Below are 18,574 nucleotides of genomic sequence, written 5' to 3' on the forward strand. Positions count from 1 at the left end.
CAACTCAGCGCTCAGAGATCTGGCTTTGGCGATGTCTTCGTTATCGGCGGCGGCACCTTCTACTCAGGTGTCGAAGCCATGACGGTGAACCGAAAGTTTCGCTAAACCCTTCTCAGCCTGCGCGGATTTTGCGCAGCTTGCCGGACAGGCTCGGCCGTCCGACAGCCGCAGCCCCGTCTATCATAGCGTTGAGCACGCTAGTCTTCGACATGATCTGGTGAACGAGCTCCCACCGGGATGGCGCGGCGCGATGTTCTTCGAGTGTACGGTCAATATGCTTGTCATAATGCTCGCCCTTCACTTTGTCGCGTCCGATATAGAACACAACTTGCAGGTCGGCGAACTCTTCAATTGTCAAAAGCTGAATGATGGTCTCGTCCAGCTCACGCGCGATCCGCGCCTCTTCCGAGTACCTTTCCCAGTCCCGGTCGAAATAGTCGATGCCGAGATCCTCAGGGTCATACGGCTTGACGGGATGGGCTTTCGCCCATTGACCTAGCGCTGCAACAGCCTTGTCGTCACTAAGGTGCCGGAGTTCCGACTCCAAGCCAACCAAGGCTGCGAGTGGGCGAGATGCACGGATCGCAGTAACTGCGGCGGTGAACTTTCTCCCGCTACTCAGACCGAAACGCTCCATCACCTCCCGCTTTTTGTCGCCGAAGCTGGGCTCGCGCCACGTCGCGTGGTCACCGATAATGGTTGCAATCGCCATAAGGTCGGCCCGCGAGCACTCGTCGGTATGCGTTCCGGTCGGCCGTTCCTCCTCCAGATCGAAGAGACGCGTCTTGATGTGCTCTAAGATCGTGCTCATCGCGTCGATGCTGTGCCGGATCAGCGGGAGGTTCACGACCGCAAGGCCGTTTAGACTTCTGCCGCCATCTCGGTTCACGGCATAGCGTAATTCCTGGCCGTCCTCATCTATGCCCGCCAAGCTGGCTACGAACGGCTCTAGCTCACCGATTAAATGGTTGAGCCGTGCATCGCCGATCTTCCCATCGCGAAGATGCTGCCAATGCGATTGAATGTCGTGGTTGACCGGGTGGGTAGTCCCGATCATCTCCATCTTGTGCAGACGGTCGATGGCGAACTTGAGCGCAAGCTCCAGCCCATGGCGGCAGTTATATAGAATCGGCATCGCGAGCGTGTCGCGGCTCCCGAAAAGGCGCTTGTCGATCACCGCGGCAATCAGCTCGCGAGCGGCCTCCAAATAGCCGTCGACATAGTTCAACGCGCTCCCCTGTGCCCCGATGCACGCATTCCACTGACCGTCGGGTATCGTCTCAAAGAAGGGGTCTGTCGTCATAGCCCCGACGTGGGGAGGGCGACGAAACGCTTCAAGCAGCTCCGCCGACGCGATGAGGACTCGTTCGAGGCTGCGGGGCGGTGGGTGGTGGACCATCTCTAGCATACCACCGGCCTGAGTGTACTGGATCACGATGGGCTAAGCTCTGCCCTCCTCGCTCCACCAAACCGCTTAGGGGCGGATTTTGCGAAAGACCGAAAAGCGTCGGGAGCAGCCTCTCGCGACGGGCATCAAACGTCAGCCGGCGACCACTAGCCGGCTGGTCAGGAGACTGCACGCACCGGGCCTAGCCGCCGCATTGAGAGAGACGACAGTACCTCGTCGGCGGCCCGCTGCCCGCTGTCGTGCGCCCCGTGGGCGGTCGTGAAGTCGAAGGGGTGTGTCGCCTCGCCCGCGAAGAACAGTCGGTCCTCGAACGGCCGGGCCAGCCGTGCCCGCGCCTTCGACTGCCCCGGCAGGGCACAACTGTAGGCGCCGCCGATGGACGCCATCCGGCTCCAGGCCGTCGCCGCCAGGGGCCGGATGGCCGAGGCCACGTCGCTGCCGAACAGGGCGACCAACTCGGCTGTGACGAGGGCGAAGCCGGCGGCCGGGCCTTCCTCCTCCAGGATGCGGGCCCCTTCGCCGCCGAGGAACGCCTCGATCACCGGCCAGCCGTTGGGCCTGATCGAGTAGGAGGCAGATCTCGGGTCGCGCAGGTTGCCATAGGCGTGCGAGTCCGGCTCGAACGCGGCACCGCGCCCGATCTCCAGGAAGACCTTCTCGTTTCGCCCGAGAGGCAGGGCGGCGGCCGCCTCGCGCCAAGGATCGGTCCCGGCGGGCAGCCGGATGGCGTCGCCGGCCAGGACCGCGGTCGAGACCGTGAGGACGGCGGCCTTTGCGCGGACGGTGCCGGCGCGCGTCTGGACGGCGATGCCGTCCGCCGCGAGGTCGATCCGGTCGACGGGGGTCGCCAAGCGCAGCGTCACCTCGGGCGGGAGGCTGGCGGCGACGAGTGTGCCGTAACCGAGCGGCAGGTTCCAGTTCCGACCCGTGGAGGCATCGTCGTAGGCCATGTAGTCGGCGGCGGAGATGCGTTCGGGCGCGACCCCGCTCATGAAGCCGGCGATGGCCCGCACGTAGGCGTTCCACTCACCTCCGGGCTCCAGGGCATCGCTCGCGCGGTCGCTGCCCTGCGCGACCGCGCGGAGCCGCTCCTCCCAATCGCCGAACGCCTTCCGGGCCGCCTCCTCCTCGTCCTCGTCCCAGGCGATGCCAGGATGCGCCTTCGCCCACGGCGGATCGCTCCGGTCGACCGGGAAGCCCGACGCCTCGGCGATGCCAGCCCAGGCGTTACGGTCGCCCGAGTGCAGCCATTCGCACCCGAGGTCGAGTGGGTACCCCCCGAGGTCCTGCGTGAATGCGCGGCCCCCTAGGCGCGACGACGCCTCAAGGAGCAGTGTCGCCTTCCCGCGGGCCGTAAGCCGGCGCGCCGCGCCGATTCCAGCGGCACCTCCGCCTACGATGATGACGTCGAAATCGCTGATCATGTGGCTGCAGGTGAGACCGACCGTTGGATGACACAAGCGCCGAGGCTCGCGAAGAACGGCCTTGTTGAAGCTGATGAACGCTACTCCGGCTTAAGCGCCGGGCCTCCGGCGCGTCCGCTTTGAATAAGGTGCCAGGGGCGGCTGAATGACTGGGACGGGCGCAAAGCCGAAAGGCAGCTTTTCGTGGCAGTGCAAGGTCTGAATTCTCATTTTCGCCGTTCTTGAAAGGGGGCCTATCAGTACGCGCTAGCCTCATTGATTAGCATGCCGCGCCCCCCGCGAGGCCATCGCGCGGGCCGCCGACCGATGCCCGAGCCTCCGCCGCTACCCCGTCGGTATGGCTAGCCCTAACCAGGGCCGCTCTGTGCGGCAGCGACATCGCCACGTCGGATCTCGACAGCCAGTGCGCCATCGCCGCGTCCCTGGAGCACCGGGTCGAGATAACCCTCGTGCCGGCCGGGAAGCGGGTCGTTGTGAGCTTCGAGCCGGCGTAGCCCCACCTTCAGAACGGGCACTCCACGCTGGGCGCGAGCCGCATGTGCAGCTGCCTCAGGGCCTCGGTGCGCGACATGCCCAGCGTCTCCAATCGGTCCCTCGCGATCCGCATGACGTCTCGGATCCCGAAAGTCGGCACCTCGTCGGAGCCAACCTTCTTCGCGACCGTCTCGGCCACGTAGCCGGCCATCACGACGGCATCCACGATCGCGGCATCGCGGGCGGCTTGCTTGCGGAGCGCGGCCTCCTCCTCGGCGCGGCGGGCGCGCCAGCCCGCCGTGCGCGCCGCGGCCGAGGCGGCGAGGCGGGCCTGCCTCATGCGGGGCGTCTCGACGACCGGGGCGGCCTCGGCCTCGGCATCCTCGGATTGGGCGTTGGGGATCGGCATGCGCATCGGTGGTCTCCAGCGGGCCGCGGCGGCCTCGTGGAGAGCATGCCACGCACGTATGCATACGAGCGCATGGGACGGCGCCGGCTGCCGGCCGCACGTGATATCTCAAGTCGGCCGAATACGCGTTGCACTGAACGGAAGTAACGGGAGGACAAGCCCTCGACGCGAAAACCTGTCTACTGCACGAACCTGATAGAGGAGCGGTCCGGTAACGCGATATGGGGGATATCCGGGGCGGGTTTATCATGAAAGGCCAATAAAGGCCGACGGAAGCTCAATTCGGGCGCACAGGGAAAGGCACAAGGGGCCCAGGGAAGTTTTCACCCTCGTTTGTGGACGGCGCGGACGGATTCTTGACGCCACTCTGAGCCCAGGCCCATCTTTTGGGTACTAGATCCGCCCCGCCAGGAAAGATGCCATGACCGCCGTAACCGCCCATGTCTGCGCCGACGTCGCCGGCCGTGGCCTCCAGGCCTTCGGGCTGATGCATGCCGCCGTCGATGGCTTCATCGGCGCGATCCAGGACCAGCAGGCGGAAGATCGCCACGAGGTGATCAAGCTCGTGGCCGAGCTCGGCCGCGCGCGGCGCGTCGCCGCCGACGCGCAGGCCGCGGCCGCCCGTCTGGCTGCCGAGAACGCGGCCCTGCACGTCGCGCTCGCCCGGTCGCGGGCCGCCCTCCGCGGGTACGCGGCCGCGCTGTCGGTTGCCTGAAACGGAAAAGGCCGCCCCGGTCTCCCGGGACGGCCTCTCTTCGTAGCGCGGGCTGCTCAGGCGAGGCGGGCGAGCGCCTCGATCGCGTCTTCGTCGCGCCGTGCGGGGCCGAGCCGCCGCAGCAGCGCGAGGCCGGTCTCCTCCAGCGAGCGGTCCTGCCCAACCGGGGCGGCCGCCGCGGCGGCGATCTCGGCCTTGCATCGCGCCTCGATCTCAGCCGGGCGGAGGTTGGCGACCTTCAGCACCGTCTCCTTCGACAGCTTAGCCAGCCATGCCGCGGCGTCCGCCGGGAGCGGTGGGCGGGCCGGCCGGTCGCGGTCGTAACCCTCCACGCGGTCCCAGGCGTGCACCCGGAGGAGCTGACCCAGCGTCAGCTCGCGGGGCACGGCCGCCGGTGCGCTCTCGGCCAGCGCGGACCTGGCGACGTCGGCCGCCGTCACCGCGCCGCCGATCCCGAGCAGGCGCAGCGGGAGCGTGACGGCCCCCATCAGAGCCCGCGCGATGGCGGCGAGAATACCCCTCAGCATGATGTCCCCCTGTCCCGATGGGCGGCCCCGGGAGTGGGGCCGCCGTTGCGTCGAGTGTGCACCCGCGCCCTGAAAGTCAGAGCCCGAGGGAGGGGGCGTCGGAGGCTGCGGGGCGGCGCCGACGGGTGGGGGCCGAGCCGAAAATGAGGATGCAGAGCTCGTCGGGAAGCTGGCGCCGGTGCTGATGCAGCAGGCCGATGGCGTGGGCAGCTTCTTTCTGGTCGAGAACGTCGCGCTCCGAGAGCGTGTGCCCCATCCAGCAGCTCACTTGCGACCAGCCCTTCCCGTTCTGGACGGCCGCCCAATCCGAGTCGAGCGCGCTCAGGATCCGGCATGCGGACAGCGCGCCCGCGCGGTCGTCCTTATCCCCAGCTCGGGCGAACCAGACCGCAGGAGGCGTCTTCGCAAGCCTCTCCGCCGCCCGCTCGACGTTGCCCTTGGCGTTGCCGAGCAGGCGCTCGCCCTGCCAGATGGCCGGCCGCGTCCAGTCTCCCTGCGCGACGAGTTCGCGTGCCTCGGAGAGCTGGCGTCCGAGTGCCCACGGCCGGCTCTCGATCATGGCGGCCAGCTCCGCGCGAATCGGGGCCGCCTTGGGGGCGACTTCAGCGACCTCGCGCGCGAGGCGTTCTTCGGAGATGCGGGCCTTCTCGGCGCGGGCGGCGGCTGCCTCGCGGATCGCGCGGTCCGCGGCGTTGGCCAGGGCGCAGAGATCGACGGGGCCGAGGTCCCACCAGCAGGGCATCAGGCCCGACTTGCGGTGCCCCTTGTCGGTCCAGCTGTAGCCAGCATCGATGAGCGACTTCGGCGCTCCCTTATAGGCGTCGGAGAATTCCTGGGTGGCGGCATCCGCAACCCACAGGGTGAGCTCGTTTCCGTAGCGCTTGAACGTGCCAGCGTGGCTCCACTCGGTGCCGAACTTCAGCGGCGGGCGGTTCATGGAGGATCTCTGAGAAACCATTGCCTCGGGCATCAGCCCGTCGTCGGCAATTCCGCTGACCCGCAGAGAGTCCCACTCTCGTAGAATATGCGCAAGACCTCGCGCGTATAAATCTAGCGTCTCCAAGTACAGTCGCCGTAGACCGGACTAGGCCATTTGGGCTAGGCCCGGTATTGACTACTGGGTTTGCTGCCTTTCTGCGAAAAATCCCTGCTGGGGGTCTTGAACAGGCGCTGCGGGGGTGTACCTTTTGCGACAGCGGGTCAGCGGAATCGCGGCCCCAGCAACCCCGGTTTACAGGGGCCATTCGTGGCCAGAGAACCCCGTGTCGTGGCGGCCGCCGAGCCGCTGCGGGTGCTTGAGCGTGCAATCGAGAGAGAGGGAGGATCCGCGAAGGCCTGGGCAAAGCGCGCCGGGCTGTCCTGGCAGTACGTCTATGACGTCCGGAACGGGCGTCGCGACCCGGGGCCGGCGATCCTCCTCGCCCTCGGGCTCGTCCGCGTCGTCAGCTACGAGCCCTCGGCCTCCTCGCAGAGGGAGGCCCGCTGATGCCCTGGAAGCCCAAGCACCGCGAGCTCGTTCTCACGATGTGGCCGACCGGCTGCGGATCGGCCCGCATCATTGAGGCGCTCGCCGCCGAGCATGGCATCCATGTCTCGAAGAGCGCCGTCGTCGGCATCGCTTTCCGTGCCGGCCTGGCCTTCTGCGGTGCCCGCAAGAAGCCGCCGCCGCCGCGGGGTCCCCGGCCGCCACGGGTCGCCATGACACCCGAGCAGCGCGCCGAGCGCGAGCGCGCCCGGGCTGCCAGACGCCGCGAGCGTGCCGCCGCCGACGCGGGTCGGCCCGTGCCGCCGCCGCGGCCCCGCGTGGCGGCGGCGGGCGTGCCTGAGTCGCTGAGGATCCCGATTTGGGAGATCCGAGACGGGGCATGCCGCTACATCGCGGACGATCCTCGCGAGGGCGGGACATGCTGCGGGCACCAGACCTTCCCGGGGTCGCCCTGGTGTGAGGGACACCGGGCTGAGTGCGTCGCTCAGCCCGGGCGGCAGGTGTCGACGTGGGTTCGGTTCAGGAGGGTCGCGTGATGGACGACATCTACGAGCCGACCCTCGAAGACCAGTACGACGAGTTCTGCCTGGATCAGGAGTACGAGCGAGAGCTGGCCTCGGCGATCGCGAAGGTGCGTGAGCACGGGCTCGATCTGCAGGGCGTCCGGTACACGCCCCTCGGCAGGGAGGCGATCGAGATCGCTAACGGCCAGCCCTGGTGCCAGACCGAGCTGGCCGGCCTGCAGTTCTATGACTACGCGGTGTGGGACGAAGACCTCGGCAGACACGTCCTGCCGCAGCCCGGCGACTACTTGAACCTCGTCCGGGCGCCGGACAACGAATACGATAAGAACGCGGTCGAGGTCTGGTGGCGTAACGTTGTCCGCCTTGGCCACCTACCGCGCGCGGTGGCCAAGGTCGTCGCCGAACCCTTGGACCGTGGGGAGCACTGCGTCGCGTTCGTCGGCGATGGCGGCACGGGCGAGGCCTGGACCGCAAAGGCTGTCCTGATCGGCGAGGCCGTCCGCGAGCTGCACGAACGCCGGATCCGCCACGCCATCGATGACGGTATCCGCCAGCACATCTGGCGCGAGCGGGACAACGAGAACCGGCTCAGGGCCATCGGCTGGCTCAACGGCAAGCGCTTCCGCGAGGAGCAGGAGGCGGACCGCAAGCGGCGCCTCGTCCAGGCGGTCAACGCGTTGCTGCCGGGCGAGCCATTCGAGATCGAGCCCCCGGCCGTCGGCGCCTGCATCGAGCTCTTTGCGATCGAGACGCTCCTCGACGTCTCCCGCTCGACCGCCGCGCGGATCTGCCAGCGGGCCGCCTGCCCCCCGGAGGTCGACCGGCGCGGCTGGTACGCGACCGGCTCCTTCGTCGTCGTCACGCCCCGGCTGCAGCAGGCCCTGCGGGATTGGGCCGCCCACCCGATCCGGCGGATCACGCACGAGGACGTCCGGCTCGGCTCGGACAGCATCGTCGCCCCGCCCAATCGGGACGATCCCGATGACATCCCGTTCTGAGGAGGGGGGCATGGACAGCGAACTGCATGCGACCGAAGTGAAGCTGAGGAACGGAGTGACATTCTCAGTATACGCCCCGGGCCCCCGGCTGACGATCGTCGCCGCCACGGACGACGCGGACACAGCCGGATCGGCTCTCGCTCCGTACCGCCGGCCCGGTGATAATGGTGACGGGCTCGCCGCGTTCTCCGGCATGCCGGTCGAGGCGGTGCGTAGCTATTGCCGGCTGCACGGGGGCGTGGCGCAGACCGGCGAGACAGCCAGGATCCTGCTGCAGGCCCTGCCGTCCGAGGCCGACGCTCCCCCGGCGCCGGCTCCCGCAGCCGAGGCGCCCATCACCGATTCGCGCGCCAAGGCCGATAAGATCCGCGAGCAAGTCGCTGCCGGCACGCACGACTTCCTCGGCCGGCCCCTGACGCCCGAGCAGCTCCGGCTGGATGACCTCACGCCTGCCGTCATCGAGGCCCGCCGGGTCGCCGCCGAGGTCGAGCGGCCCCTCGTGCCCGGCCTGGGCTACGGCGACACGTCCCCGCGCGTCGCTGCCCTGGAGTGGCGTGCCGAGCAGGCGGGCCGCGCGGCGAGCAGGCTGAGCCTCGTGGACCGCCCGCGCTACGCGGCGCACCCCCTGCGGGACGAGGCGATCGCGCTGCGCGACCGGCTGGCCGACGCGAAGCGGCAGGCCTTGGCTGAGATCGCCCGGCAAGCTTGACAAGCCGTTAAACGTGCGTACATTGACGCACGTGAGCAGGCCCTGCAGGCTCACGATATCGAAGGGAAACCGCGATCATGACGACGAAATCCTCGACCATTGCCCAGCTCATTTCCCGCATCGAGCGGGCCGCCAACGTGAGCCGCCTCGCCGATGCGTACGATGCTGCGCTCGGCGGCTCCGACGTGTCCGTCCACCGCATGCGCGGGACCGAGTGGCAGGTCTGGCGCGGTGAGTGGAGCGGGTTCTGCGGCACCTTCTCCGAAGTGCGTGACCACCTCGCCGAGGACGCTGCAGCCACGTTGGATCGTGCTGCGGCCACCCAGATTGCCTGTGCCCCGGCGATGGTCCCGCAGCAGGCCCAGCAGCAGCAGGCCCGCGACATGCGGGCTGGCAGGCCTGACCCTCGCGCCGCCGCAGCCGCTCGACTGCCGGTCTGGAGCGACGGCTGGCTGGACGAGGAGCTCCTCGCCATCCTGGGCCCGATCGTCGAGGAGATCTCCGATGAGGTGGCGCTCTCGAAGGACGGCGATATCGTCGCCGCCGCTCAAAAGGCCCTCGCGGCGACGCGGGCGTGGCAGTCGCTGTGCGAGCGCAAGGCCAGCGGCGAGAGCATCGGGTACGACACGCGCTTCGATGCCCGCACCCGAATGCAGTACTGCCACCGCGTCTACGCCGACATCCAGGACATCAAGGAGATCGGCGAGGTCGGCCTCACCCTGAAGCTTCACTCCGTCAAGGACGGGATCGGGGTCTTCGAGGAGGGCGCGGCCGAGCCGATGCTGACGCTCCCGCGCGGGATCGAGCCCTGGATGGCGAGGCTGATCGTGCTGACGCACCGGCGGGCGTACATCGCCGGGAGGGACGCAGGCATCGACCAGTCCCAGGCTGAGATGCGCCGCGCCATGGGGATGCCTGCCTGATGGCCCGCTACACACGCCGCACCCGTCTCCCCGAACCCGAGGCGCTGGACGGCCGCACGCTTGAGATGGCCGGCCGCTTGCTGCTCGGCCCGGAATGGAAGCGGCCCCTCGCCAAGCTGCTGGGGCCCTTCCACCCTGACGGCCCCCGCGAGACCATCGACCCGCGGCTGCCCTTCCGCTGGACGATGGAGCCGACCCCGGGAAGCTCCAAGCCGTTCAACGGGAGGCCGATCCCGGGCTGGGTCTGGCCGGTGCTGTCGGAGCTCCTGCACCAGCGGGCGCTCGACCTAGCGGCGGACGCCCGTGATGCGCAGAGGCTGCACTTGGAGATCGGCGGACTCGTTCGCGACGGGAAGAAGTCCGGGGGTGTGATGGCCCGCAAGATCTTCCGCGCCTGCACGCCCCCGAGATCCTCGCGGCCTGGGTCGCCAAGGCGCAGGCCGCGCCCTTCATCAGGCCGATCGATCTCCCAACCGTGCGGCGCGCCCCGGCCGAGCCGCCCCCGCCGGCGCCGCCCTTGTTCGACCGGCTGCCCATCCAACGCAAAGGAGAGCGCCAGCGGCCGGCGCCCCCAGCGCCGGGCACGCCCCTGCATGTCGTGCTGACCGAGCACCTGGCCGGCGTCATCTCCCCACCGAGCGCGCTGTCCCTGAAAAGGATGGAGCGCCGGGCGGAGCGGCAGGCGAAGTCCAAAGCGAAGTAACCCGCCCGAACAGGACGGCTAGTCGGATCATCTAATCGCCTTCGGAGAGGCGATCCTGTCGGCCGGCCTAAGAAGCCGTAAGTCCGGAAACAACAGGCAAGCCGATCAGAGGCGCTCCTCGCTCCAACGCGAGGATCAACCCAGTGTCCACACGCATCCTGCTCGGCGACTGCCGGGCCACTCTCCGCTCGCTCCCTGACAACAGCGTCCACTGCGTCGTGACGAGCCCACCCTACTTCGGCCTGCGCGACTACGGCACCGCCACCTGGGATGGCGGGGATCCCCTCTGCGACCACCGCGGAGATGCGCAACAGTCTCACTCCAGCACGCTCGCCGGCAACGGCCATGGCACCGGAAAGCCCCTGAGCTCGCATCTGCAGTCGATGGCGAGGCCGTTCCGTATGACATGCGGCAAGTGCGGGGCGAACCGGGTCGACAACCAGATCGGCCTGGAGCCCACCCCGGCCGAGTTCGTCGCCGACATGGTCGACGTGTTCCGCGAGGTCCGGCGCGTCCTGCGCAAGGACGGTACGCTCTGGCTCAACCTCGGGGACAGCTACTGCAACGACGGCAAATGGGGCGGACGCTCCGGCGGGCCCAACGCCCGGGGCGGCCTGGACCGCGAGCGCATCGCCCTCGTCCCGCGGCACCGACGCGCCCGGTCCGGCCTGAAACCCAAGGACCGGCTGATGATCCCGGCCCGCACCGCGATCGCGCTGCAGGACGACGGGTGGTGGCTGCGCGACGAGATCGTCTGGCACAAGCCCTGCCCGATGCCGTCGAGCGTGAAGGATCGGACCACGCCGGCCCACGAGATGCTCTACCTGCTTACGAAGAGGGCCCGGTACCACTACGACCACGAGGCCATCAGAGAGCCTGCTGCACGGCCCGAAGGGCCAGGGAACGTGAAGCCAACCCGGTCGCCTCCCGGGGAGCGCGAGGGCGAGAACGCGAACGTCAGAGGATCGCTGCACACCATCGGCCCGCGCGAGACCCGGCAGAAGCGGTCCGTCTGGACCGTGCCGCCGTCTCCGTTCAAGGAGGCGCACTTCGCGACCTTCCCGCCGGCGCTGGTCGAGCCGTGCATCCTCGCCGGGTGCCCGGAGGGCGGCACGGTGCTGGATCCCTTCGGCGGGGCCGGAACGACGGCGCTGGTCGCCAACCGGCTGCGGCGCGACGCCATCCTGTGCGAGCTCAATCCCGAGTACGCCCGGATCGCGACCCGGCGCCTTGAGGCCGACGCGGGCTTGTTCGCGCAGGTATCCGCCGAGGCCGCCTAAGCATCCTCGGCCAGCACGCGCGTGATCGTGGCCCCGTCCGGGACATCCCCGATCCGGGCGGGCCGGAACCGAGGGCGCCCGCAGCACCGGAAATAGGTGAGCCCGATCGGGGGCTCGCCCGGCCCGAGCTGCGCATTCACGCTGGCGACGGCGGCCTTCGTCTCGGCGAAGGTCATCCCGATCGACACGCGGCCGCACGCGAGGCAGGTCACCGCGCCGGGCGGGGGCTCGGAGTAGGCGTAATCGCCCCGCATGTCAGGCCGCCTCGGCCATCTCGACGACGGCGGCGGTCCCGGCCTCACGGGCCGCCACGTCGGCGAGGAGCTCCTGGATCTCGGGCACGGTCACCGGCCGGAAGCGCCAGCAGTCTACGCCGACGTCGCATGCCCGGGCCGTCGGCGGGATGGCCCCGTGGCTGTGGCCGAACAGGTGGATCCGACCGCGGTGGAGGTCCGGCCAGCTAAGGTGAGCGTAATGGCTCAGCCAGAGATCCACCGGCTCGGGCATGCCGCGGTCCTGGATGCTCACGCGCATGACGTCGTGGATCCCGCCCTGCCAGGGAAGGCGCTCGCCGCGCTGCTCGTGATTGCCCCTGACGAGGGTCTTGTGCCCGGCGAGGCGATCGAAAATCGATCGGGCATGCGCGAGGCTGCAGCCGTAGGCGAAGTCGCCGATGTGGATCACGCGGTCGTTGCGGGTGACCCGGTTGTTCCAGGCCGACACCACGTGCTCGTCCATCTCCTCGACGGACCCGAACGGCCGGGGGCGTCCCATCCGCTCGCTGAGCATGCCGGCATGCCCGAAGTGGGTGTCCGAGATCACGTACGTAGTCACGGCATCTTCCTCTCGATAGCGATCGCGCGCGTCCGGATTTCCGGACGGATTAGGCTGGCCGGTCAGGCCAAGCGGGCGCGTTTCGCTATGAGGAGGATCGTCGTCATGCTGGCATCATCTGGCATCAAGGCCGCCCCGGCAAGCAGATCCCGCCGGAACGGTTGACTTTTCCCTGGGCTCACGCCGCCAGTGCTTTGTCGTCCTCGGCGGTTGCGGCGTCCTCGTCAGCGGCCTTCTTCGCCGCCGCCTTCGCGGCGCTCTTGGCCTTGCCCTCCTTCTCACGGGCGCGCCGGCGGGCTGATATTTCAGCCGCGAGCTCGGGCAGCGGCGGGAATCCCGCGGCCGCCGCCGCGGCCTGCTCGTCGCACCAGGCGAGCCACCGCTCCATCACGGGAGCCTTGAGGTCGAGGCGGTCGCCGACCGTGTAGTGCCCTTCGAGGACATCGTCGGCCGCGATGCCTTCGTTGTGATCCATGACGAGCTTCACGCTGTCGCGCGGCAGCCGGAGCGTCTTCTGCGCGTGCGTGGAGAACCCGCGACGCAGGTCGTGGGGGGACGCCTTCACGCCGATGTCGAGAAGGCGGTGGTTCAAGGCCGCTTCGTTCATGTGGCCCGATACGGCGTCGCCGAGCTTCCAGGCGCGGATCTGGGGGAACAGGTGCTCTCGGCCGGCCTCCGTGCAGGCGCGCAGCTGCGGAGCGATCCGCTGCCACAGCGCCGGAGGGAGCGGCAACGCATGCCGGCTTTGGTCGTCGCGCTTGTCCGCGGTCTTCCTGTGCGCCGGGCCCATGCTCCAGACGCCCCAACCCGGCTCCTCCATCCACGGGACGAAGTCCTCGACGCGCGCATCGACGACGGGACGCCGGCGCTGCGCGGTCAGGACGAGCAGCTCCAGGGCTAGGCTCACGGTCGGGTCGAGGATCCCGGACCGGGCCACGCCGAGCACGGTGCCGATCTCGCCGGCGGTTGCCACGTAGCGGCCGGCGATCTTTCCGTTCGAGCGGACCTTGCGGGCCGCGCTCTTCGGCGGCGCGGCGAGCTTCGCCATGTCGGCGCCGACGCCCTCGATGCCGATCCCGGACCTCGTCCGGATGTGCGGCTGCCACATCCACCGCCACATGGGCCTTAGGGCCGACGCTAGGTTGACGGCGTGCGTCTCCCGGCCAGACCTGTGGACGTCGTAGACGACGCCTGCGAGGTCCTCCAGGCTGACGCGCCGGACCGGCTTGCCGGCGAGGACCGCGAGCTCGGGGGCGCCGAGCTTGGCGCTATAGTCACGCCACGTCGCCTCGCGCAGCGTCCGCTTCACCTCGGCGAGGTACTCGGCCCGTGCGGTTTCCCAGCTCCAAAACGGGAGGTCGGCGATGCTGCGCTCGCGCTCGGCGACGAGGGCCGGATCCCGGGGCGGCGGCGCCGGCCGGGCCGTGACCTTCCCGAGCCGGATGAACTCGCGCTCCAGGAACGCGTCGTTCGGCATGCCGGTCCGGTTCGCGACGAGCTTCTGCGCCTCGGCTACGATCGAACGCGCCTCGTCCGAGCGTCAGCCCGGGCGGGGACCCGAGCGTGAGCCGGATCGTCTGCTTGAAGCGGATGGCCTTGAACGCGAAGCGGGCACCGCGAGGGCCGACGCGGAGCAACAGGCCCGGCTGCTGGCTGTCGATGAGGTCGTAGGCCGGCGCGCCGTTGGCGACGTCCTGCAGGGCCTTGTCGACGTGGGTCTTGCTCAGGCGGACGGACATCGAACCGGCTCGGGCTGTTCTCGGGCTGCGCAGCCCGAGATCTCCCCTGCCCTCTACGCCTGGTCGCGTCACCAGCCCGTTAAGGCAATCCACTGCATTATCAAGCATTTCCGACGTCCCGCTGTTAACCGTCCGGGTCTCGATCTCGGGCTGCGAGGCGGGAACAATAGAAATCATAATCCTTGTGTCGGGGGTTCAAATCCCTCCCTCGCTACCATCAAAATCAAGGGTTTAGACCCAGAACTTGATACGAGTTCCGAGCACTCTGGTTCCTGGGTCGCAGTTGGGTCGCAGAGCGGACCGAAGCCTTTCGGACGACCCACTCCTTCGTGCGACGCCGCAACGATGCAATTCCGTTCCATCGTTCGCTTCCCCGGTTGGGCCGGCAGCACGCCGCTACCGTGTCTCATCCCGCCCGGGGTAATGCGTCGTAAATAGCGGGCGCTAAGCTTCGCAGTACGCCGATCACCGCAGTACCTGCTCCGGGAGGCATCGGCACACTAACGCGACGGTGAAGTTCCTGGGCGCCGATCGCATGTTCCGCTTACCTCTCGGGCTTCCGATCAGCTCGAGGAGGCTTCCACAGCTCACGAGCGATCTCCTGCTGACCCGGTCGTGCGAGTTTCATCAAGCGCTCTCGACCAAGTCACTGTCGCTGTTTGCGACTCGAGTTCGTCCGTGGCCGGTCGGTTTACGAAACGCCTTTTGTGACGGCTTCGGTTCGAACAGAGGAGAGTTCGTTTTGGAGCTCTTGGTGGAACCAGAGAATCCGCGAGCCTTGGTTGAGCACAAGGAGCCCAGCCGGCATGATCGGGGCCGCCCTCCTCTCCTTCGACCCAACTCTGCCGATCAGATGGGATCCGGAATGCGTCTCGGCCCCGTCGAAGACTTCCCTGACGTTTGTCAGAGAGAGGCCGGCCGTCTCAGCCGTTGAGCTGAACGCATCGGTCTCGCCGTCCGCAAGCTTGCGGAGGACGCGAACGGTCAAATCCAGATCTGAAATCCTCAGGCCGAGAAGACCGACATTTGAAGGTCAACGCGGCAGCCGGCAGAGCCGTCGCGCCCTGGCGGCCGAGCCGCAAGCTTTGCTTTGAGGATGCTGCTTGCCATCTAGCAGATCATGATCCGACTGATTCCCAGCCTACCTGCTGTCTATGTCATCGCACGCGTGGTGTGGCCCAGCCCGTGGCCGCTCGCGCTCAAGCTCGGCCTGGCTGCCCTCCTGCTTGTCGCATCCCAGTATCATTTATGGAGCCGCTTATCCTCCGGGTCAGTCTTTGCGCCGGAATTCCCCCGCCCGGTCGTAATCCTGTTCAACTGGGCGTTCGGCGCGCTCGCGCTGGCAGCACCGGTGCTCATCGCTCTCGACTCCCTGGCGCTGATTTGCTGGGTCCTGCCGGGGAGCGGGTGGGGGATCCCAATGGCTTGGCGTTACGCGGCGGTCCTCGCGGCTACGGTGCTGGCGGCGGTGGCCGTTTCCCAGGCCGTGCGCGTGCCGCCACTGAAAGACGTCACGGTGGCTATACCGGCCTGCCCCTCGGCTTCGATGGCTACACGCTTTTGCATCTCTCCGACTTGCACATCAGTCGGCTGTTCCCGACGGAGTGGGCGGTGGCCGTCGTCGCCCGCGCCAATGACCTCGGGAGCGACCTGATTGTGGTGACAGGCGACTTCATCGACGGTTCACTTGCGGCCCGACGGGCCACCGTCGAGCCGCTGCGCGCTTTGAGGGCGCGGGACGGCATCTGGGCCGTGCCGGGCAATCACGAGTACTTCTTCGACTACGACACCTGGATGCGCTACCTCGCCGCACTGGGGATCCGCGTGCTGGACAACGCCCACATGGTCCTCAGGCGCGATGGCGGCGCGCTCGTGGTTGCGGGCGTGACCGATCGCTCGGCGCCCGCCACGGGCCATCCCGGACCCAACCTCGCCGCCGCGCTGGCGGGGTCGCCCGTAGATGCGTCAATCGTGCTGCTGGATCATCAGCCGGCGAACGCTGCGCAGGCGGCCGCACATGGGGTCAAGCTGCAGCTGTCCGGGCACACGCACGGCGGCATGATCCGCGGCCTGGACCGGCTGGTGGCGCGAGGCAACGCCGGGTTCGTCTCCGGGGCTTACCGAGTCGGGGACATGCTGCTCTACGTCAGCAACGGCACCGCGCTGTGGCCGGGCTTCGCGCTTCGGCTCGGCCGCCCGTCGGAGTTGACGCGAATCACCTTGCGCACCTCGTCTTAGCCCCAAGTTGACCTTTGAAGCCCCGCCTCACCGGTATTCGACGAACTGCAGCGACCGGATGGAACGTGAGGCAACCATGACTTCTCCAACTTCGGACATTGGCGGGTAAAAGCCCTATCGTCTGACAAGGGTGGCAAGCGGAAGTTGGGTCAACGCCCGATAGCGGACCTTCGGTTTTGCGCCCATCCCGGTCATTCGACTGGCTGTGATAGCGTCCTGTAAGCGGACGCTACTAGCGGCGATGGGCGATTTACATAGCTTGCCGCCGTGCAGTTTGCATTCGGATCAGCCGCCGACGGCAAGCCCGGCCTTGACCTTCAAGCCGCTCTCACGTCGGCCAAAAAGGTCCTCACCTCATGAGTTAGGCTCTCAGAGTGACGAGCAAGCTCCTGCGCCGCGCTCAAAACCTGGGAGGCGGCTGCGCTAGTCTGACCCGCTCCCTCCCGCACTCCGGAGATGTTGAGAGTTACCTGCTCGGTTCCGCGGGCAGCCTCCTGTACGTTGCGCGTGATCTCCTGCGTCGCCGCGCTCTGCTCCTCCATCGCCGCCGCGACGCTGGCGGCGTAAGCTGACATTTCGGCGATCACTTTGCTGATCTGCTGGATATCCGAAACAGCCTCATGGGTCGCCTCCTGGATCTGGCTGATCTGGTCCCCGATTTCGACCGTCGCTTTCGAGGTCTGCCCCGCAAGCTGCTTCACCTCGGAGGCGACGACCGCAAAACCTCTACCGGCTTCGCCAGCACGGGCCGACTCGATCGTGGCGTTCAGCGCGAGAAGATTGGTCTGACTTGCGATCGCGGAGATCGCTGATACCGCCGCGCTGATCCGCTCAGATGTTCCAGCCAACCGCTGAACGGTCGCATCAGTTCGCGTCGCGCTATCCACGGCTGATCGTGCGACCTGCGCAGACTGGCCGACCTGCTGCGCGATCTCAGCAACTGACGAAGCCATCTCCTCCGCTGCGGCTGCCACGGTCTGCACGTTGGCCGAAGTCTGGTGGGCTGCGCCCGCCACCGACACGCTCTGCTGCGTCGTCCGTCCGGCCGTGACCGTCATGGATTGCGCCGTCGCCTCCATCTCGGTGGCCGCTCCAGCCAATCCCTGGGTCAGGACCGAGACGTTACGCTCGAACCGCTTGGTCAGATCATCGAGCAAGTTCGCGCGACGCATCTTGGCCGCGTTCTCGACGGCTGCCGCCTCATCGGCCTGCTGCTTGGCGATCAGCGCGTCCTTGAAGACCTGAACCGCACCGGCCATCGTGCCGATCTCATCACGGCGGTTTTGCGCGTCGATGACGACAGCGGTGTCGCCGGTGGCCAGTCGTCGCATGACTTCTGTCATCCCAGCAATTGACCGTGCGATGGTGCGGCTCATCACGAAGGACACGAGACCGACAATCAGCACTGTTACACCGACCAAGATCCAGCGCAGGGTTTCTGCTGCCGAGCGGGCTTGCCCAATCTCCACTTCTGTCGCCGCTTGCTCCTTCCGGATCTGTGTGCCGATGCTGTCCACGACGGGCTTCAGATCGGCATAGGTCTTCGAGAGCGTCTTCGTCGCCTCCACCAGACGCAGGCGGCCGTCGATGTAGGCTGAGACATCGCGCTGGTATGCCGCCATGCGGGATGTGATCTCGTTCCGGGCCACCTGCGGCAAAGCAGTGTCGCGCATGGCAGCCTCGAACTCGGAAGCGCGTTTCCTGAGTTCCTGCGCGTACTTCGGATCGAGCCGCAGCATGAAATCCTTCTCATGCCGTCGCATCATCAGCATGAGGTTGGTGAGGCGCAGTTCATCGATCTGCGACAGCCTGGACTCAACTTCGTGAACCGAAGTGCGAAGAGAACCTTGCAGGCCGGATTTCTCATCGAGCCCGAGCACACGCGAGGTATTCACCACCTCTGCAAATGCGTCCTTGTAGTTGCGGAAGCCGGTATGAGCACTGGAGAGCGCCTCCCTGAACGTACCATGCAAGCTGCCATCTTCAACCATACGGTCGAGCCTGATGAGGTCGGCCCCAACGTGCTTGCTCATCTCATCGTGCTGCGCCACGAAGCTCTCATCCGCCCGCAGCAAAAAGTCCTTCTCGCTTCGGCGAACTCTCAAGAGGTCGGCATCCAAGGTGGACGCCAGTATCACGCCCTCTGCTGACCGGGATGATTGCTGCTGAAGGTCATCTATCTT

17 protein-coding genes and 1 pseudogene are annotated in these 18,574 nt (G+C 67.6%); 8 read left to right on the forward strand and 10 right to left on the reverse strand.

Annotated features, from left to right (window positions below; genetic code table 11):
- Nucleotides 1-112: 112 nt before the first annotated feature.
- The 3 genes from M6G65_RS14920 to M6G65_RS14930 form a co-directional block, all read right to left on the reverse strand.
- Entirely contained in the window at nucleotides 113-1,228 is a 1,116-nt protein-coding gene (locus M6G65_RS14920) for a hypothetical protein (RefSeq protein WP_250104111.1), read from the reverse strand.
- 338 nt (nucleotides 1,229-1,566) lie between these two features.
- Nucleotides 1,567-2,832, reverse strand: coding sequence for a flavin monoamine oxidase family protein (locus M6G65_RS14925; RefSeq protein WP_238199442.1), 1,266 nt, complete (start codon nucleotides 2,830-2,832; stop codon nucleotides 1,567-1,569).
- A gap of 502 nt (nucleotides 2,833-3,334) precedes the next feature.
- Nucleotides 3,335-3,721, reverse strand: a complete 387-nt coding sequence (locus tag M6G65_RS14930; RefSeq protein WP_238199441.1) for a hypothetical protein — start codon at nucleotides 3,719-3,721, stop codon at nucleotides 3,335-3,337.
- A 415-nt stretch (nucleotides 3,722-4,136) separates the two neighbouring features.
- On the opposite strand from M6G65_RS14930, the gene M6G65_RS14935 reads away from it, so the two are divergent.
- Complete coding sequence (locus M6G65_RS14935) at nucleotides 4,137-4,430, forward strand: hypothetical protein (protein ID WP_238199439.1); 294 nt, start codon at nucleotides 4,137-4,139, stop codon at nucleotides 4,428-4,430.
- Nucleotides 4,431-4,486: 56 nt separating this feature from the next.
- Here M6G65_RS14935 and M6G65_RS14940 read toward each other — a convergent pair whose 3' ends face one another.
- Complete coding sequence (locus M6G65_RS14940) at nucleotides 4,487-4,957, reverse strand: hypothetical protein (protein WP_238199437.1); 471 nt, start codon at nucleotides 4,955-4,957, stop codon at nucleotides 4,487-4,489.
- A gap of 76 nt (nucleotides 4,958-5,033) precedes the next feature.
- Nucleotides 5,034-6,020 carry a hypothetical protein gene (locus M6G65_RS14945; RefSeq protein WP_250104112.1) on the reverse strand — a complete coding sequence of 329 codons (987 nt, stop codon included), beginning with the start codon at nucleotides 6,018-6,020 and terminating at the stop codon, nucleotides 5,034-5,036.
- 183 nt (nucleotides 6,021-6,203) lie between these two features.
- On the opposite strand from M6G65_RS14945, the gene M6G65_RS14950 reads away from it, so the two are divergent.
- The 6 genes from M6G65_RS14950 to M6G65_RS14975 all read left to right on the forward strand — a co-directional run bounded on the left by M6G65_RS14950 (nucleotide 6,204) and on the right by M6G65_RS14975 (nucleotide 11,580).
- Nucleotides 6,204-6,443 (forward strand): helix-turn-helix domain-containing protein, encoded by a 240-nt coding sequence (locus tag M6G65_RS14950; RefSeq protein WP_238199435.1) that lies wholly within the window; start codon nucleotides 6,204-6,206, stop codon nucleotides 6,441-6,443.
- Nucleotides 6,443-6,979: a GcrA family cell cycle regulator gene (locus M6G65_RS14955; protein WP_250104113.1), complete on the forward strand. Its 537-nt coding sequence runs from the start codon at nucleotides 6,443-6,445 to the stop codon at nucleotides 6,977-6,979. Before M6G65_RS14950 ends, M6G65_RS14955 begins: the two co-directional genes overlap by 1 nt.
- Nucleotides 6,979-7,965 (forward strand): HIRAN domain-containing protein, encoded by a 987-nt coding sequence (locus tag M6G65_RS14960; protein ID WP_238199434.1) that lies wholly within the window; start codon nucleotides 6,979-6,981, stop codon nucleotides 7,963-7,965. Before M6G65_RS14955 ends, M6G65_RS14960 begins: the two co-directional genes overlap by 1 nt.
- Before the next feature lie 10 nt (nucleotides 7,966-7,975).
- The gene (locus tag M6G65_RS14965) at nucleotides 7,976-8,674 is read left to right on the forward strand and encodes a hypothetical protein (RefSeq protein ID WP_250104114.1); all 699 of its coding nucleotides are present in this window, start codon (nucleotides 7,976-7,978) and stop codon (nucleotides 8,672-8,674) included.
- Between the two features lie 77 nt (nucleotides 8,675-8,751).
- A complete protein-coding gene (locus M6G65_RS14970) occupies nucleotides 8,752-9,597 on the forward strand; it encodes a hypothetical protein (protein WP_250104115.1) in 846 nt (281 codons plus the stop codon).
- Nucleotides 9,598-10,443: 846 nt separating this feature from the next.
- Entirely contained in the window at nucleotides 10,444-11,580 is a 1,137-nt protein-coding gene (locus tag M6G65_RS14975; protein WP_250104116.1) for a DNA-methyltransferase, read from the forward strand.
- On the opposite strand, the gene M6G65_RS14980 is transcribed toward M6G65_RS14975, so the two are convergent.
- From M6G65_RS14980 to M6G65_RS14995, 4 genes are all read right to left on the reverse strand, one after another.
- Nucleotides 11,577-11,834, reverse strand: coding sequence for a hypothetical protein (locus tag M6G65_RS14980; protein WP_238199428.1), 258 nt, complete (start codon nucleotides 11,832-11,834; stop codon nucleotides 11,577-11,579). The genes M6G65_RS14975 and M6G65_RS14980 overlap by 4 nt on opposite strands.
- A gap of 1 nt (nucleotide 11,835) precedes the next feature.
- Nucleotides 11,836-12,414 (reverse strand): metallophosphoesterase, encoded by a 579-nt coding sequence (locus tag M6G65_RS14985; RefSeq protein ID WP_238199427.1) that lies wholly within the window; start codon nucleotides 12,412-12,414, stop codon nucleotides 11,836-11,838.
- Between the two features lie 178 nt (nucleotides 12,415-12,592).
- Nucleotides 12,593-13,891: a site-specific integrase gene (locus M6G65_RS14990; protein WP_250104117.1), complete on the reverse strand. Its 1,299-nt coding sequence runs from the start codon at nucleotides 13,889-13,891 to the stop codon at nucleotides 12,593-12,595.
- 953 nt (nucleotides 13,892-14,844) lie between these two features.
- Complete coding sequence (locus M6G65_RS14995) at nucleotides 14,845-15,141, reverse strand: hypothetical protein (RefSeq protein WP_238199425.1); 297 nt, start codon at nucleotides 15,139-15,141, stop codon at nucleotides 14,845-14,847.
- Nucleotides 15,142-15,273: 132 nt separating this feature from the next.
- Here M6G65_RS14995 and M6G65_RS15000 point away from each other — a divergent pair.
- Nucleotides 15,274-16,391 (forward strand): annotated as a pseudogene (locus tag M6G65_RS15000) (metallophosphoesterase).
- 317 nt (nucleotides 16,392-16,708) lie between these two features.
- Here the strand turns inward: M6G65_RS15000 and M6G65_RS15005 are convergent.
- Nucleotides 16,709-18,511, reverse strand: a complete 1,803-nt coding sequence (locus M6G65_RS15005; protein ID WP_238199423.1) for a methyl-accepting chemotaxis protein — start codon at nucleotides 18,509-18,511, stop codon at nucleotides 16,709-16,711.
- Nucleotides 18,512-18,574: the final 63 nt, after the last annotated feature.

The organism is Methylobacterium tardum (assembly GCF_023546765.1).
GTDB classification, from domain to species: Bacteria; Pseudomonadota; Alphaproteobacteria; order Rhizobiales; family Beijerinckiaceae; genus Methylobacterium; species Methylobacterium tardum.